Origin of the sequence: Shewanella japonica (assembly GCF_002075795.1) — a bacterium.
Taxonomy (GTDB): Bacteria; Pseudomonadota; Gammaproteobacteria; order Enterobacterales; family Shewanellaceae; genus Shewanella; species Shewanella japonica.
Genome location: NZ_CP020472.1, coordinates 1634380 through 1649970 on the forward strand (window position 1 = coordinate 1634380; position 15591 = coordinate 1649970).

A 15591-nucleotide genomic window follows, 5' to 3' on the forward strand; every position below is an offset into this window, starting at 1 on the left:
CTATTTTTATGCGCAATAAATAGCCAAACGTAAACAAAGTTAGACAAGAATATGGAAAGTTTAATAATGTGAAAACAGGAGGCCATTATGGCTGAGTTTACTACTGAGCAAACCCGTAATTTGGCTGTGCTCGGACATGTTGGAGCAGGCAAATCATCCTTGCTTGAAGCATTGCTGTATAGAGCTAAGGCAATATCGTTAAAAGGCAGGGTCGACAAGGGCACAAATCATGCTGATTTCACTGCCCAAGAAAAATCCCACCGTCACAGTTTAGAGCCTTCATTTTTACACCTTCAGTATCAACAGCATCATATCAATTTTATCGACACGCCAGGTTTACCTGACTTTTTCGGGCGAGCCTTATTACCTTTGCCTGCCGTTGAGTCAGTACTGTTGGTTATTAATGCCGCCGTTGGTATAGAGTCTGTGACTAAACGTGCTTTTGAAGCTGCAAGAGCGCAAGGTAAAGCGGTGATTATTGCCATTAACCACCTCGACAGTAATCTCACGCGAGTGTCAGATGTGATGATCGACATTCAGCATCAATTTGGACACCGATGTTTACCGGTTAACTTGCCCAGTGCCGATGGAAAAGCCGTTGTTGATTGTTATTTACATTGTGATGAAAGTGCAGAGACATTATTTAGTCAACCTGCTAGTGCTAGAGATGAGCTAGTTGATACGGTACTTGAAGAAGATGAAGCGTTAATGACCTTGTATTTAGAGCAAGGTGAGTCGTTAACGCCTCAGCAGCTTCATGCTCCGCTAGAAAAAGCACTCAGAATGGGGCACTTAGTGCCAGTCTGCTTTACAAGTGCAGAACAAGATATTGGGATTAGTTCATTGTTAGAAATGTTGATCAAACTCATGCCAAGTCCACTTGAAGCCAATGCACCACAATTTATGAAAGGATTTGGTGAACAGTCGACACCAGTAACAGTGACACAAAAGGCAACAGATCATGTTTTAGCCCATGTGTTTAGCGTTTCAATTGACCCATTTTTAGGAAGACTGGGCGTATTTAGGTTGTACCAAGGGACGCTGAATGTTGGCATGAAGCTGCTTATTGGCCAAGGCCGCAAACCTTTCAAAGTCTCTCACTTAATGAAGCTTCAAGGCGATAAACAAATTAATGTATCCCAAGCGTTTCCTGGCGATATTTGCGCTATTGCAAAATTGGATGCATTAAGTGTTGGTTCTGTACTGCATGATAGCCATGATGAAGATGAATTTCATTTACCAGAACTGGAAGTGCCGCAACCTATTTTTGGTTTGGCTGTATCAGCCAAGCGTCGTGGTGATGAACAAAAGATCTCCGATGTTCTCAATAAACTGGTCGCTGAAGATCCAAGTTTACACATCACTCGAAGTGAGGTTGAAGGGCAAACCGTATTGCAAGGTCAAGGGGATTTGCATTTAAAAATTGCGCTTGAAAAAGCGCAAAATATGTTCCACCTCGACATGGATACTGATACGCCGGCGGTGGCTTATCGAGAAACCATCACCGAGAAAGCACAATGCCGTTATCGCCATAAAAAACAATCAGGCGGATCTGGCCAATTTGGTGAAGTTGAATTAGCCATTGAGCCACTTGAGCGTGGTGAAGGCTTTGAGTTTATTTCGAAGGTGGTTGGTGGCTCAGTGCCAAGTCAATATATTCCAGCAGTAGAGAAAGGCGTGCGAGAAGCCATGCTAGCCGGTGAGTTAGGTGGCTATCCATTACAAGACATAAAAGTCACGTTATTGGATGGCAAACACCACAGTGTAGACTCTAAAGAAATTGCTTTTGTGATGGCGGGTAAAAAAGCTTTTATAGAAGCAGTATCGTTAGCAAAACCTGTAATGTTAGAACCATTAGTTGATATGAGCATTTTAGTTGGGCAAGAGCATGTCGGCGAAGTGACAGGTGACATTAGTGCATCTAGAGGCATTATTTGTGGAACGCAGGCAAATGCCAATGGACTTGTTGAAGTCAGCGTTGAAGTGCCACTTGCCAATGTCAGTAGCTACTCTTCAAAGCTTAAATCTATGACAGGTGGAGAAGGTCAGTTTTCAATGCAGTTTAGCCGTTATGATGTTTTACCTAAAAAGGCGGTAAAAGCACTGGTAGATTGATTGGCTAATACTTATTGAAATAACAGATGATATGCAAAGGGTTAAGGATGGCTTAACCCTTTTTTATTTGTCTAAACCTTCCTTTATTTGTTTAAACCTTAGACGACATTTTCAATCAAGATTGTTTATGTGTTGAATTAGCGACCTAGAACAAGCGACAATGTCTTATTGCTATTATAAATGCGAGTTTGGTTTGAGCCCTTTACCCACTATTCAATTATTTTTTTGTCCTTTAGATACCAATTTATTAGATGAGAAAACCGTCTCTACAGTGCGTTCATGGTTATCTGATGCTGAGATAAATAAAGTGGATCGTTTTATTCAACAGGCTGCTCAACAGCAAGGGTTAATGGTGCGTGGGTATTTGCGCAGCGTATTATCGAACTTTGCAAATATCGAACCAGACGATTGGCAATTTGAGTATGGTGAGAAGGGCAAACCTAGGCTATCGGCTGTGCAATATAAACAAACGGGCTTACAGTTTAATTTAAGTCACAGTGGTAACTGGTTGCTTATTGGTGTCATTCACTCCAAAGAGGACGCTTCAATGCCCATTCAATTGGGGGTCGATATTGAACGTCGCCGAGAAAGCACGAATATCCATTCAATTTTACATCACTATTTTTCAAAACCAGAAGAAACTGCATTATTGGCGTTACCTGAAAGTCAGCAGCGTGAGCGATTTTTCGATTTATGGGCACTGAAAGAATCTTATATTAAAGCAAAGGGACTGGGACTGGCCTTGTCGCTTAAATCGTTTGCATTTGACTTATCTGCACCGAGCTTAGCTAACTTAACAATAGATGATCAGTTGTTGCCAATTCAGCATGATATTTCACTTAGCTTATTGAAGCCTACAGACGTTGATGAGCTTGAACAGACTAATGATGTTGAGTCTTTTTATGAAGTCTCACCTTTATGGCAATGTTGTTTAGGTAAGCTTAATAATTCATATCGATTTGCTGTGAGTGTGGGCGAGTTCGCTTTTGGCGAAAAGCCATTAACACTTCAATTAAAGGCAAAAAAAATCAGCTGGCATGAACAAATAAAAATGTTCATAAAAACCAACTGATTTATCGAACTGTTAAGGTTTTTTGGATGTTTAACTGCTAATCAAAAACGGCTTATCAGAACAATCTTCCCTCACTTGTCTTAGTCGGTCATTTTTGCTTTAAACTCTCATGCCATTACTCTTGGTAAACTAGTGAATATAAGCAAAGAAGCAGAGTGAAAAACTTCGCAGCCGAATTTCGTTAAGTTATGAGCTAATGAGTATGCTGTAGCGGTACGATTTCAAAATCAGGATTAAATTGCACCAGTGTTGATGCAATTTTGGCAAATGCTAATTTGTCACCTTGCATACTCGCAGCTCCTGATTGCATTAACGCTTTCATATCTGCTTTACCTAATAATATTGCAACGACATCAGACTTATTAATTGTCAGTGTGGCATCGGCTTTTTTAGCCTCGTCTACTTTGATATTACTCAAGTTTCCGTTACTTAACTCTACAAAGAGCGTGTCAGTTTTATCGCCGCTTTGTGTCACCACATTTAAAGTGATATTGCCAAGCTTGGCGGCGTTAATGCTGTCAACTTTAACCGCGAGAAAGTCAAATAAAGTGGACATGTCCATTTCGCTGATAACATCAGCGGATGCGGATTTAGGTGCGCCAGGTTTAATGCCAATACGTAACTCTTGCGCACCTGTTAAGTAAATATTTCGCCAACCAGCTCCTTCGGCTTGGTAGCCAAGTTGCTCATAGGTATCGGCAAGTAATTCTCGGGCTTGGGGGTGTTGTGGTTCGGCCATGACCACCTTATTTAATGCAGTGGCGACAAACCGATACTCGCCTTGATTGAAGTCTGCTTGCGCTTTTGATACTACATTGTTGGCGCCGCCCATATATTCTACAAACTTAATTGCTTCAGCCTTTGTAGGTAAGGGGTTTAAGTTGGCTGGATTCATATCAAAATAGCCTAAATACATGTTGTACACAGCTTTAGCGTTATGGCTGTATGTACCGTGATAACCATTGGTGTACCATTCGTCTTGGACATTTTGTGGAATGGTTTCCATGATTGCATCACCAATATCTTGTATTACCACACCTTCATTGGCTAAACGTAAAGATTGATTATGAACGAGGCCATAATTATCTCGCTGCATGCGAAGGTAATGATTAATTTCTTTATTTCCCCATACCGGCGCAGAATGTGAAGCAAATAGTACCTGAACATTTTCGCCAAATGCATTAATCATCTCGTTAATGTCTTTAGACCATTTTAATGCGTCGCGAACTTTAGCGCCTCGTAAGGTATAAATATTGTGCATACCATCATATGTTAATTCGCCTGACCATAGCGCCTTCATAGATGGTATATATGTGATCATTTCACTGGCAGCTTCAGTGCCAGATGCATCCATAAAGACCATTTCAAGACCATCAATGGTCAAGGTTTCCCATTTGCCTTGATGATGAAGTTCATAATCAGGTTTGACGTAAGTGATTTCGCCTTTTGATAAACCTTTTGCTAACGCTGCATCGACAATTCCGTGATTGTGTTTATCGAGTGTAACGCCGTATTGGTAAGCAGCTCGCCGGCTCATGACATTACCCGCGAGTACATTTTCATCCACTATCTCTTGGGTAATATTATATGAACCATACACTTTGACATCAGGGTAGCGTTCCTGAACGCCACGGGCACCACCGAAATGATCTGCATGGCTGTGAGAGTAAATCATTGCCACAACAGGTAAATCTTTGCCCTCAGGCAAGTGAGCAAAAGCAAATGTTAATGATTGCTGAACAGCTTCTTTAGTTAATAAAACGTCATATACAATCCAACCCGTTTTACCTCGAATAAGGGTTAAGTTAGATAAGTCAGTGCCTCGTACTTGGTAAATGCCATCAGTCACTTTATAGAGCCCGTCTGGTACCATATTAAGTTGAGCTTGGCGATATAACGAAGGGTTGACTGAATCAGGAAGCGTGTCACTGATAAAGTTAAATTCTGCACGCAGTATCTTGGCGGTGGCTTCATCAAAAGAGGCAATTTTATGTCGACTAAAGCGCTCAAAAGCGGATTTATCTTCGAACGGTAACTTTTGTGCTATGGCTTTGTTGTGCTCTGCGGTAATGGGCGTCGCAGGCTTACCCTGGTAATCAAGACTGATGTGGTCATGTTCGTGCTGCGCAGCAGCCACTGCATTGGTAAATGATAAACTGATGACTAAAGCAACTCGTGTTTTTCTCATGTAGGCCTCGGGTACTTTTTATTGTTAAAGATAAGTTAACAATAAAAAGCCCAAATATAACTATGGCTAAAAATGGTTAATACATTTACCGTGTGAATGTATTTGGCGATATGTGTTATGGGAGAAGTGATGAAGCAAGAGAACTTAGAGTCTGATGCTCTTATGCAACAACAATTACTTAAGTTGGATCTTAACCTTATTAGAGTTTTTTGCTGTGTATGTGATTATCAATCTATTACGCTTGCAGCGGAGCACCTTGCATTAACTCAGTCGTCAGTCAGTAATGCTATCAATCGGTTTAAAGCGGTTGTGGGTGTTGAACTATTTATTAGGCAAGGAAGAGGGATAGCTCTCACTGCGATAGGTCAGCACTTGCACCGACAGTTAAGTTTGCCACTCATCGAAATCGAACAATGCATTAATAGCGTTAAAGCCTTTGACCCTTCGTTGTCAAAACGGATATTTCATGTCAGCGCTAATGAATCAATTATTGATTTGATTGAAGCAGATATCGAAAAGTCACTGACGGATAAAGGCGTTGAAATCATTTTTACAGAAGCGATTTTAGATGAGGGTAATTTATATCAAGCCCTTAAAAATCAGCAAATTGATTTAGCGCTAGATATTGTTGCGCCAACTGAAGCGAGCTTTACCAGTAAGCAAATTGCCACCGAAAAGCTTGTTTGTGTTGCTAGGGCTGAGCACCCGCAATTTAAACATGGAATAGATGAAGTGTCGTACTTCGCTGCTAAGCATCTGTTTTATCGACTTCATCGTCATAACCAGCGAGTTGCAGAGATGATTTCAACAGACCATTTACCTGAACGAGATATGTATGGTGAAAAATCCTCTTTACTGACGATGTTATCTGGCGTGAGTAAATCCGATGCCATATGTATTGCGCCTTATACCTACGCGAAAAACTATCAATCTATTTTTAATTTAATTTTGATGGACTTGCCTTTTGAAAGCCAAGTGATTTCGATTTACAGTATTTGGCCAACACGTAATCATCAAGACCCTGCGATAAAGTGGTTACGGGAGCTGGTGGAGTCTGCGATGGAGAAAGTGTATTTAACCAATAACTAGTAAGGTAAGCCGATAAATGAATAGCCCCGTTTTATGGGTTAGCTAAGGTTAGGGTTTATTACTGAATCTAAGTTATTGAGTTCAATAACGTCGCCAGCTCGCATATCATCAATATGTATATTACCAATTCTGACCCTAACAAGCCTTAATGTGGCAAAGCCAACGGCAGCGGTCATTTTTCTGATTTGACGGTTTTTACCTTCAGTTAATGTGATTGAAACCCAGCTGGTGGGGCCATGTCTTGGATCGCGGATTTTTTTACCGCGTGAGGGAAGTATTGGCTCTGCGTTTAGCTTGACTGCTTTACAGGGCTGAGTGAGATATTTCGTGCTATTAATGCCAATTTCAACTCCGTTTTGTAGTTGTGACATCGCCTTGTCATCGATATCGCCATCCACTTGAACATAATATTCTTTTTCGATGCCTTTACTTCTCACTTTATGGCTCATCATGCCGTCAGTTGTTAGCAGTAATAAGCCTTCAGAATCATGGTCTAATCGACCAATTGCCATGGTTTTATCTGGAAACTGACATAACTCGCCCAATAAGTGTTTTTTCTTTCGAGTTTCAGGCACAAACTGACTTAAAAAACCAAAGGGTTTAAATATTTTGAAATGCTTATGGGACTGAATATCGTCAGTTGTTGGTGTTAAACAAGTAACATTGTCTGTAGGCATGAAGGGCTCGGTATTACGACAGAAAATAAATGAATAAAGCCTAGGGATTAGGCTTTATTCATTAAGCTGATTGATGAATAAGCTATTTATTGTCTTGCTAAACGGTGCGTCTCTGGAGGTTGCTCAAGGTCGCTTCTGAATGGGTTGATATCCAATCCACCGCGGCGAGTATAACGTGCATAAACAGTGAGCTTAGTACAATGACAGTATCGTTTTAGGTCGGTAAAAATACGCTCTACACATTGCTCATGAAATTCATTATGTTGGCGGAATGAGATTAAATAGCGCAATAGCTTTTCATGATTAATCTTTGGGCCTTGATAACGGATCATCACACTTCCCCAATCAGGCTGTGAAGTGATTAAACAGTTAGATTTTAATAAGTTTGATGTGAGTGTTTCGACAACATTTTTCTCTTCAGTGCTGTCTTGCAAGTACTCAGGGTTAAATTCATAATCATTGACTTCAATATCTAGCTCATCGATACAATTGCCAGGTAGTTCAACAATACGTTGAGTATTGAAATGCTTAGGCTCAATCACTTTCACTGTTACCTTACCATTAGCGCATTGGCTTAAGTCAGTGGTTAAGGTTTGCTGAACGTGGTCTACACTGTCAAAACGTGTTTGGTTAAAGCTGTTTAAATACAACTTGAACGATTTTGATTCGATTAAATTATCACTTTCGATAGCAAGGTAAACTTCAATCATTGCGACCATAGGTTTACCTTTGGCGTTCAACCAAGATAACTCGTAGCCAGTCCAAATATCTGCCCCTTGAAACGGCAGAGTATCAGTTAATTCAATAGCGTCGCGATTAAGTTTACGAGGAACCCCTTGCAGCAGTGAAGCATCATATTCTGCTTGATATTGCGTCGATTGACCTAAAGTGAGTCCTTTAAGTGCATCTGCATCACTATAGGGGTCGTGATTGTGTGTCATCTAGTCTGTTTCCGTGTCAAAATAGACTTTTATTATAACCCAAAACTGGAGCATCTTAAGTGTCTTGTTCAACTTCATTGGAACATTTTTCTAGCCGTTATATACAAGCTTATCAGGATGTATTAGACGAGTTACCCCGTTATTTCCCACTTGGGCAAGGATCCGCTTGTATTGAAGGCAAGTATGATCTTGAATCTGACGGTGCGGTTTTTTGGAAAGCGGTAAAACGAAAAAGTAATTCAGATTTCAGTAATGTAGAACATGCATTAGACATCAAGCTTCATCAAGACATTAATGCCTTTTATGGTGAGTTTTTTTCTGCGCCACTTTTTTTCGATTCTAAATGGGGCGAAGGGGAGTTACTGCAGGTTTGGAACCAGCAAGATTTTGAATCTTTGCAACAAAATGTAATTGGCCACTTAATGATGAAGAAAAAGCTTAAACAAGCACCAACTTGGTTTGTTGGCGTTTTAGGTGATGGCGAACAGATGATTACTGTCGATAATGAAGATGGCAGTGTGTGGATTGAAATTCCAGGTGATAGGCCCAAAGATAAATTAGCCGATAGTCTTGCGGAATTTATTGATGCGCTAACACCACGAGTAACGCCGCCGGTAGAGCCGATTGTAGAGGAATATGTTGCTCATCCAGGTATTTGGCAGCGAATGAAAATGATGTGGAATGATTTGATTAAAGGCAAGAAATAATTGCTTATTCGGACATAAAATAAAAAAGCCAGGCTATAGATCAGGCTATAGATGCGGTCTGGCTTTTTTATTGAATGAACCGATAATGCGTTATCAGCTAACTCGTTGTATTAGTATCTATTGACGAGAAGATAATTTTACTGATGATCCCATGAGATATTCGATACAATTCGACATGGCTCGCACCTAAAGTGGAACATGTCTAATAATGGCTCATCTAAACGCCACGCTTTTGAGCCGCAACGTGGACAAGCTCGGTTTTTTTCACTGGCAAGGTTTTCGCCACCGACACGGTATAAATAATAATAAGTTGGGATTTTAGTTAAATACTCAACTCCGCCCCTGATATCCCAGCCCCGTCTAAATAAATCACTTTGATGACTGGTAATTTCTTCTAATGCTGCAAATTCAGCCTTTGTGGCCGCTGCCATTTGTAATTCATCACAGGCTTGCCACTCTGTCTGCCAGCGAATGACGCGTTTATGATCGCCGTTAAAGGTTGCAGGCAGCTGATACAGTGGAATGGGGAGTAAGTTATCGCCAGATCGGATAGGTGAACACATATGTACATAGCTGGTATATAACACTTGCCAGCTAGGCTGCTCCGTATTGCTGACTTCAGAGTTAATATCTTGGCCTATATATTTCTCGCGCGGTGCTAACAGTTTTGCGTCTGTTAATTGTTGTAAGGCTTGTTTAGTCCAAGGACTATTGTGACGAGTTGCTAAGCTGGTTTTTTCTGGCATCAACAATCGCACTTTAAACTCACCTTCGTTAAAGGCGACTGCAAATTCTCTTCCCAATATTTGACCGTTTGCTCGTAATGATTCGAGATAATGGTTGATGGCTTTTTCTGCCGCGGTGATGGTGGTATCCGCAAAACATTCAAATCTGAGCTCAGTGACAAACATGGGAGTTCCGTTAATGTGTTAAGTGTTTGGGTGTCGTTAAAAAGTCTTGTGGTCAATCTAATTTAAACTAATAACAGCCTTATGATTGATTTTCTAATTGGGCGATACGCTGTTCTAGCGATTCAATTTTTTTGTCAAAGTCAGCTTTCATTTGTTGAATTTGCGTTTGAAATAGTTGCTCAAGTTGTTGTCGCTCAGTATTGGCTGTTTGTTTGGTCGACTCTAGCGCATCGCCTAGATCTGGCAAGGTTTGCCACTGATCTTTTGGGATAGCTTTAAACTGTTGCAAGCCTTGGATTAACAAAGGCATTGGCACTTTACCACCCAGTTTTCCTTTTACTAATGCCATCGTCGGAGTGTGGCCATTCATTGCAATGGTTTTGGCCGCTGCGAGGACTTGTTCGATTGGACTCATAATTAGTGAAAATCCTCAATGTTGATTGGTGAAAATGATGATTTAATCAAATGTTATTTTAAAAATATAATAAAATCAATAATATAACTTTTGGCATGCTTTTAGCTTAATCATAATGGACAACATTATAACGTATCTCAAAAACAGTTTGAGTAGAAATTACGTGAGAATCATTTTAATAATAAGGAAGTATCATGAAAGCAAAATTGGGTTTAGCATTGTTAATGGCTGTAAGCAGTCTTTCATTGAGTGGTTGTGTGTTGAATGTGGGTGATCACGAAGGTAATCGCAGCAGCTCTTATTGGGAAAAACAACAACAAACTAATCGTACTAATTTATCTAAGTTGACGATTGGTATGGCGCGAGATCAAGTAACGACTCTAATGGGTACTGCTGATTTCAGTGAGGCTTATGTTACTCAAGCTGACGCAGACAGTCCGAAAAAAGAAGTCCATGTATTCTTTTATCGTACTCAGTGGAGCAAAGGTGATGGTAAAACCACTAAGGATGAATGTACTCCTGTGGTGATCAGTGATAATAAATTAGTTGGTTGGGGCGATACGGCTTACCAAAAAATCTAGACTGTAGTTACTGTTATTGCCTTAATAATACGTCCAGTTGGTCGACGAGTTCTGACCACTGGGCGTCTTGCGTTAAGGCCTCTGTAATAAATGCTTTTTGTGCTTCATTCCAAAAGCTAGCTTGGGTAATTGGTATTTCGTTAGGAATGTTATGCGTAGTAATAAAGTGCTCAATTCCAGTCGGTGATGCATCCAGTCCGAGTTGTTCAAATAGGTGGTTTAACGTTATTGAGGTGGTATCCATGATGACGACCTTATTAAGAAGTGAATGGACTTATCTGCATTAAGCCTAGGCGAGCGGATTAAAATTGCAATATGTTTCAAACTTGTTAACTTGTAACTATTCACTGAACTTCAATGAGACTGAAATTATGGAACAGACTACTATGGCGGAATATCGTGCAGTGTACCTGACAGCAGAAGATTTACGGGTGGCTGCGTCGATAATATATAACGCCTATCATGATGATCCGTTTTTCATTGAAGCCTTGTCCACGGCTAATAAAGCCAGTTACGAGCAAAAATTACGTGCCGCTATCAGGGAAGAATTAACTGAATTATGGCAGCAAGAGCAACCTTTAATTGGCTGGTTTAATGGTGAAAGATTGATTGGTGTTGCGTGCGTGATTACTCATCAAGTGCCATTAGGTGAAAGCCGCTATTGGCATTGGCGTTTGAAAATGGTGCTGGGAACCGGTTGGAGCTCCACGCAAGCATTAATCAACAAAGAGAATAGTATTTTAGAAAGCCTACCAAGTAATCAATATGGCATTCTGCAGTTTATAGCGTTATCGCCCATTGAACAGGGTAAAGGGAATGGCGCTAAATTGATTCACGCTGTGTTAAGTTGGTGTGATGACCAACCTGAACTCGATGGTATCGGCGTGTTTATTAATAATCCTAAACACAGTGAGTTATTTATCCGTGAGGGTTTTCAGCACCTTTCTCAACTAACGATCGGCACTGTAGATGGTGAAGTATTGATATATTCGAGTAAATAACTCGGTTCGCAGTTTATATAGTGAGCGTATTGATTTAATCGCTAGGTAGGATGGAAAATGAGCACGAAAAAATACCAAGACTTTAATTCTTTTTATCCTTTTTATTTATCTCAACATCAAGATGTAACATGCAGACGACTTCACTATATCGGTAGCGGAATTATTGTGGTCATGTTGATTATAGTGTTGTTATCACAACAATGGTGGCTTTTATGGACATTGCCCGTAATCGGTTATGGCTTTGCTTGGGTTGGTCACTTCTTCTTTGAAAAGAATAAACCCGCCACATTTGAGTACCCCTTTTATAGTTTACTTGCTGACTGGGTCATGTTTGCACAAATGTTAAAAAATAAACTCGGCCTCAAGAAAAACTCTGGTTAAGTGTTAATCAGGAATGTAAGAGATCTCTCACCTTACTGTAGGTTTTCATATTCTTTAATCGAGTTAATTTCTTTTATTTAATTTTTATGTTCTTTTAAAACAATAATTTAGTTGTTTTAGTTTGACGTAGGCTATTGTGAATATTTTGTTTCATCCACTTTTTTCCATTTTTCTATTACATGATTTCAATACAATAAAGTCACTAAGCAATTAATTGAATGACTAAACAAATCGTTACAGGAAGTAACTTTTTAAAAAGTCAGTGAACAGTAATAGTAGTGCTTAGAAAGTATTTGGCGATTAACACTCAGGATGAGAGTTATTGATACGAATACATGTAATGATTTTCAGGATGAAAGTAGGACACGCTCAAGGAGTGGGCAAAAGCTCAGTTAAGGATTAACTGAAACATGGATGACCCCAAGTCAGGAAGATATGGGTAGCAGGAAGCAAATACCAGGAAGGTAATTTTAGGAGTTAGATTCGGTCAAAAGGATTGACTGTTCAAAGGATTGAGAACTCAAGTATGGCTTAAAAGGCATATACAAGGATATTGAGTAAAAAAGGAATAAGGGAGCAAGGAGCAAGACGATTCGCAAGGATGGAGCAGGGAGCACAACTTAGCAGGATGGCTAACAAAGCGTAAAACTGGCGCAACCTTACATGTTAGGGTTGCGCTTTTTATTATATGAGATATTCATTTGTTAAATATGTGAACAGCTTAACCGCTTCAAAAGTGCATTTGTCTACCCGATTTGTAAGAGATATCTCACAAGAGATGTGAGAATAATCGCTTTTAAAATAGACTTACACTAAACGATTTTTTTAAGTTGTTGATAATTATGGCTTTATGATGTTTGTTCGAAATTCGCAGTGTTGTTTTTTTGTTAATTTGCTGTTTTGTGCATATTTATTTATTCGTACATCTCTTAAAATATACCCAAGCAGTAAATGCACGAGAGAGATAATTTGTTCATCAGGATGATGATTAAGAATACACTTTCTCGACGACAGTAAAACAACCGTTATGGATAACGGCAGTGTCAAAGGATGATACTGACATCATTAAGATGAAAGGTTTTATTGTAGAAAAGGATTTTTAGGACATCAATAAAAGGATTTACGCTGTTATGGATAACAGTGATTGCATTGGATGCAAATGATTGAATCATGGATGTCATGGAAGAAAACCAAGGACGAATTAAAGGACACGCTTAAGGATTTGAGCAGGCTCGGTCAAGGGATAATCGAGTAAGAGGGACAGTACTTCAGTGTACAAGGAACATCAAGGATTGAATAAGGATAGCGCACGGAGCAAGTTAGACGCATGGATGGTGCAGGGAGCACAAAAATAGCAGGAAGGCTTAACAAGAGTACAAGAGGCCGCGGCAATTTATTGTCGCGGTCTTTCTTTTGGAATTTGTAAAGTTTGGACTCAAGTTTATTTCGGCAAGGTGAAGCTTTAATTACCGTTATTTTTTACTTTTTAAAGGCGTGCATTGGTTCAGGCATTCTGGTGTAAGTGAAAACTCTACTTTACCTCTACTTTTACTATGACTTTTCACGCTTATTATCGTGTTTTTAAAAGTGTTAGCGACAGATATAAAAAACGCCATCAAAATGATAGCGTTAGTGATAATAAAGCGCATCAATGTTGTTATTATCGGCATTTACCCGAATTGCAGCTCGAAGCACCGCCGCAGCCACCAAATTTGCCTTTAGCCATTGGTGCGTCCATCCATTCAGGCTCTGGGAAAATTGGCCAATTAATTTTTTCAATTTTTTTGCCGTGCATGTTGATATGACCACGGTATTGGTTAATACCGTCGGTGCTGAACTCAAACATGAATTTAGCTCGCCAACATAACCCTGTTGTACCGCCAATACTCGGTTTTGCCGACTCCATTGCGATAGCAAGCAGTTGAACCTTCTGACCGGCGCAAGACTTTTCAGCATAACGGCGGCTGATCTCTGCCATTTGGCGTAATTGCCAAAAAAATGCAGCGACCACTACAACGGCAACGATTAATATAAAATCTGACATCATTGGCTTACGGCCCTAAATAATCCGCCAATGGCGGAAGAAAGTGTGGCGCTGCGGTCGGTACTTCTTAAGTCTAGTAATAGCGATTCTCGCAGGCTTGGTATTGCTACGATATCAGCAAATACTTGATTAAAGAAGTTTTGCGGTTGATTGGCTAAAACTTCTAGATAAAGTTTGCGAGTTGCATCATCTTTTAATGCTATCCAGCTTCTTGCTGCAATAGTGATCAATAAGTTTTCATCTAATTGCTGAAAATTAACCAACTGTTTAATGGCTTTTTGGGTTAATTCAGGCTGAGACGATAGCGCTCGCAGATAGATATGTTTGTGCTCAATGTCTGCTGCCGATAATTTATCAAAAATGGTTTCGGCCAACGATTTTGAGATGGTGACATGTTCTAAACACTGACACACAGCAGCTTGTACTTCTAAAGGCGCGAATGAAAATGATGCATTGATGTGTTTGTCATGATCAAATTTGTCTAAACGAACACAGACATCAGCAATGCCCTGTAAACCCAATTGTTGCCAATTATCGCTTTGGGCTTGTGTTTCATCTAACTGTGCAAAATATTGAGCCGCATATTCATATTGTGCAGATGCTTGTTGGCTTAGCTGTTTTTTTACCAATGCGTTAAATAATGCTAACTTTTCTTGGCTTGGTTTAAAGCTAAATGGGTGATTGGCGTAGCGTTCTTGTTCTTCATCAGTTAACGCTTTTGTTGGATCACGTCCTAGTGCTTCTAAAATCATTTTAATGAACTGACTACGTTGTGCTGGTGACAGTAATCCTCGCTCATCTAACGGGAGCTTTAAAAACCAGATAAAAGGTGGCTGGTCTTCACGCCAAAATACAATGGCAAATTGAGCGTGACCTTGAATTGGATAAGGGTAAGGCGTGTTTAGCGCTTCAATTTGGCTAAATAGCACAGGGTCGATATTGGCTACTCTGCGGCCTAAATCATAAACCTGAAATTGGGTATTAGCAGTGTCGAGGAATTGGCTTAAGGTTTCGAGTTGTGTCATGAGAGCTTATTTTTCGCGATTAACTTGCCGCTATTATAGGGTTAACTGCCGCCTGATGATATGATTAGTCGCACAAACACCTGTGATATTTTCAAACCGTTTAAGCGATAATCTTCTGTTATGCCTTATATTCAAACTGTTCAATTACTAGAGTCGCTGGAACAGCAACTTAAAATCAATCATTTATGGTCAATCCAATCGCCATCTGATGCTGAGCTTGCCAGTGTCGCTCCATTTGCCTGTGATACGTTACGTTTCGAGCAATGGCTGCAATTTATTTTTATTCCTAAGATGTCGATGTTGATCCGAACACAATCGCCGTTACCTAGCAAAATTTCACTGGCTCCGATGGCTGAGCGTGTGTGGGGCAATCGAGCTGAACTCGCTGAGTTAACCAAGCTTTTAGCTGTATTAGATAATCTGTTAACGGGTCAATAAGGTGAA

The 15591-nt window shown here is 40.1% G+C and carries 16 protein-coding genes; 8 read left to right on the forward strand and 8 right to left on the reverse strand.

From position 1 onward, the window contains the following. Positions 1–87: 87 nt before the first annotated feature. Entirely contained in the window at positions 88–2115 is a 2028-nt protein-coding gene (gene fusA, locus SJ2017_RS07030; protein WP_080915301.1) for an elongation factor G, read from the forward strand. A 193-nt stretch (positions 2116–2308) separates the two neighbouring features. Next, complete coding sequence (locus SJ2017_RS07035; RefSeq protein ID WP_156003184.1) at positions 2309–3187, forward strand: 4'-phosphopantetheinyl transferase family protein; 879 nt, start codon at positions 2309–2311, stop codon at positions 3185–3187. Positions 3188–3380: 193 nt separating this feature from the next. On the opposite strand, the gene SJ2017_RS07040 is transcribed toward SJ2017_RS07035, so the two are convergent. Further along, entirely contained in the window at positions 3381–5375 is a 1995-nt protein-coding gene (locus SJ2017_RS07040) for an alkyl/aryl-sulfatase (RefSeq protein ID WP_080915303.1), read from the reverse strand. 129 nt (positions 5376–5504) lie between these two features. Here SJ2017_RS07040 and SJ2017_RS07045 point away from each other — a divergent pair, with 129 nt between their 5' ends. Continuing rightward, on the forward strand, positions 5505–6464 hold the full coding sequence (locus SJ2017_RS07045) for a LysR family transcriptional regulator (protein WP_167692898.1): 960 nt from the start codon (positions 5505–5507) through the stop codon (positions 6462–6464). Positions 6465–6502: 38 nt separating this feature from the next. On the opposite strand, the gene SJ2017_RS07050 is transcribed toward SJ2017_RS07045, so the two are convergent. Both SJ2017_RS07050 and queF read right to left on the reverse strand, forming a co-directional pair. After that, positions 6503–7141: a pseudouridine synthase gene (locus tag SJ2017_RS07050; RefSeq protein WP_080915305.1), complete on the reverse strand. Its 639-nt coding sequence runs from the start codon at positions 7139–7141 to the stop codon at positions 6503–6505. Positions 7142–7227: 86 nt separating this feature from the next. After that, positions 7228–8082, reverse strand: coding sequence for an NADPH-dependent 7-cyano-7-deazaguanine reductase QueF (queF, locus tag SJ2017_RS07055; RefSeq protein WP_080915306.1), 855 nt, complete (start codon positions 8080–8082; stop codon positions 7228–7230). A 59-nt stretch (positions 8083–8141) separates the two neighbouring features. Between queF and syd the strand changes: the two genes are divergently transcribed. Further along, complete coding sequence (gene syd / locus SJ2017_RS07060; protein ID WP_080915307.1) at positions 8142–8789, forward strand: SecY-interacting protein; 648 nt, start codon at positions 8142–8144, stop codon at positions 8787–8789. Positions 8790–8926: 137 nt separating this feature from the next. Here syd and SJ2017_RS07065 read toward each other — a convergent pair whose 3' ends face one another. Both SJ2017_RS07065 and SJ2017_RS07070 read right to left on the reverse strand, forming a co-directional pair. Then, positions 8927–9700 (reverse strand): Zn-ribbon-containing protein, encoded by a 774-nt coding sequence (locus SJ2017_RS07065; protein ID WP_080915308.1) that lies wholly within the window; start codon positions 9698–9700, stop codon positions 8927–8929. A 79-nt stretch (positions 9701–9779) separates the two neighbouring features. Beyond that, the gene (locus SJ2017_RS07070; RefSeq protein WP_080915309.1) at positions 9780–10115 is read right to left on the reverse strand and encodes a DNA-binding protein; all 336 of its coding nucleotides are present in this window, start codon (positions 10113–10115) and stop codon (positions 9780–9782) included. 194 nt (positions 10116–10309) lie between these two features. Between SJ2017_RS07070 and SJ2017_RS07075 the strand changes: the two genes are divergently transcribed. Next, positions 10310–10696, forward strand: a complete 387-nt coding sequence (locus SJ2017_RS07075; protein WP_119968756.1) for a DUF3192 domain-containing protein — start codon at positions 10310–10312, stop codon at positions 10694–10696. Positions 10697–10709: 13 nt separating this feature from the next. On the opposite strand, the gene SJ2017_RS07080 is transcribed toward SJ2017_RS07075, so the two are convergent. Next, on the reverse strand, positions 10710–10940 hold the full coding sequence (locus SJ2017_RS07080; RefSeq protein WP_055023101.1) for a DUF2789 domain-containing protein: 231 nt from the start codon (positions 10938–10940) through the stop codon (positions 10710–10712). Between the two features lie 127 nt (positions 10941–11067). On the opposite strand from SJ2017_RS07080, the gene SJ2017_RS07085 reads away from it, so the two are divergent. Beyond that, on the forward strand, positions 11068–11697 hold the full coding sequence (locus tag SJ2017_RS07085) for a GNAT family N-acetyltransferase (protein WP_080915310.1): 630 nt from the start codon (positions 11068–11070) through the stop codon (positions 11695–11697). Between the two features lie 57 nt (positions 11698–11754). Then, positions 11755–12078 carry an Mpo1-like protein gene (locus SJ2017_RS07090; RefSeq protein WP_055023099.1) on the forward strand — a complete coding sequence of 108 codons (324 nt, stop codon included), beginning with the start codon at positions 11755–11757 and terminating at the stop codon, positions 12076–12078. Positions 12079–13738: 1660 nt separating this feature from the next. Here the strand turns inward: SJ2017_RS07090 and SJ2017_RS07095 are convergent. Further along, positions 13739–14125, reverse strand: coding sequence for a DUF3301 domain-containing protein (locus SJ2017_RS07095; protein ID WP_055023098.1), 387 nt, complete (start codon positions 14123–14125; stop codon positions 13739–13741). Continuing rightward, on the reverse strand, positions 14122–15147 hold the full coding sequence (locus SJ2017_RS07100) for a DUF3549 family protein (RefSeq protein WP_080915311.1): 1026 nt from the start codon (positions 15145–15147) through the stop codon (positions 14122–14124). The genes SJ2017_RS07095 and SJ2017_RS07100 overlap by 4 nt, the downstream gene beginning before the upstream one ends. Before the next feature lie 120 nt (positions 15148–15267). Between SJ2017_RS07100 and SJ2017_RS07105 the strand changes: the two genes are divergently transcribed. Further along, a complete protein-coding gene (locus SJ2017_RS07105) occupies positions 15268–15585 on the forward strand; it encodes a YqcC family protein (RefSeq protein WP_080915312.1) in 318 nt (105 codons plus the stop codon). Positions 15586–15591 lie beyond the last annotated feature (6 nt).

What these genes read in the sequence shown, in the direction of transcription:
- fusA (WP_080915301.1), top strand. Translation starts at nt 88, where the DNA reads ATGGCTGAGTTTACTACTGAGCAAACCCGTAATTTGGCTGTGCTCGGA.
- SJ2017_RS07040 (WP_080915303.1), bottom strand. Translation starts at nt 5,375, where the DNA reads ATGAGAAAAACACGAGTTGCTTTAGTCATCAGTTTATCATTTACCAAT.
- SJ2017_RS07045 (WP_167692898.1), top strand. Translation starts at nt 5,505, where the DNA reads ATGAAGCAAGAGAACTTAGAGTCTGATGCTCTTATGCAACAACAATTA.
- SJ2017_RS07050 (WP_080915305.1), bottom strand. Translation starts at nt 7,141, where the DNA reads ATGCCTACAGACAATGTTACTTGTTTAACACCAACAACTGACGATATT.
- queF (WP_080915306.1), bottom strand. Translation starts at nt 8,082, where the DNA reads ATGACACACAATCACGACCCCTATAGTGATGCAGATGCACTTAAAGGA.
- SJ2017_RS07065 (WP_080915308.1), bottom strand. Translation starts at nt 9,700, where the DNA reads ATGTTTGTCACTGAGCTCAGATTTGAATGTTTTGCGGATACCACCATC.
- SJ2017_RS07070 (WP_080915309.1), bottom strand. Translation starts at nt 10,115, where the DNA reads ATGAGTCCAATCGAACAAGTCCTCGCAGCGGCCAAAACCATTGCAATG.
- SJ2017_RS07075 (WP_119968756.1), top strand. Translation starts at nt 10,310, where the DNA reads ATGAAAGCAAAATTGGGTTTAGCATTGTTAATGGCTGTAAGCAGTCTT.
- SJ2017_RS07080 (WP_055023101.1), bottom strand. Translation starts at nt 10,940, where the DNA reads ATGGATACCACCTCAATAACGTTAAACCACCTATTTGAACAACTCGGA.
- SJ2017_RS07085 (WP_080915310.1), top strand. Translation starts at nt 11,068, where the DNA reads ATGGAACAGACTACTATGGCGGAATATCGTGCAGTGTACCTGACAGCA.
- SJ2017_RS07090 (WP_055023099.1), top strand. Translation starts at nt 11,755, where the DNA reads ATGAGCACGAAAAAATACCAAGACTTTAATTCTTTTTATCCTTTTTAT.
- SJ2017_RS07095 (WP_055023098.1), bottom strand. Translation starts at nt 14,125, where the DNA reads ATGATGTCAGATTTTATATTAATCGTTGCCGTTGTAGTGGTCGCTGCA.
- SJ2017_RS07100 (WP_080915311.1), bottom strand. Translation starts at nt 15,147, where the DNA reads ATGACACAACTCGAAACCTTAAGCCAATTCCTCGACACTGCTAATACC.
- SJ2017_RS07105 (WP_080915312.1), top strand. Translation starts at nt 15,268, where the DNA reads ATGCCTTATATTCAAACTGTTCAATTACTAGAGTCGCTGGAACAGCAA.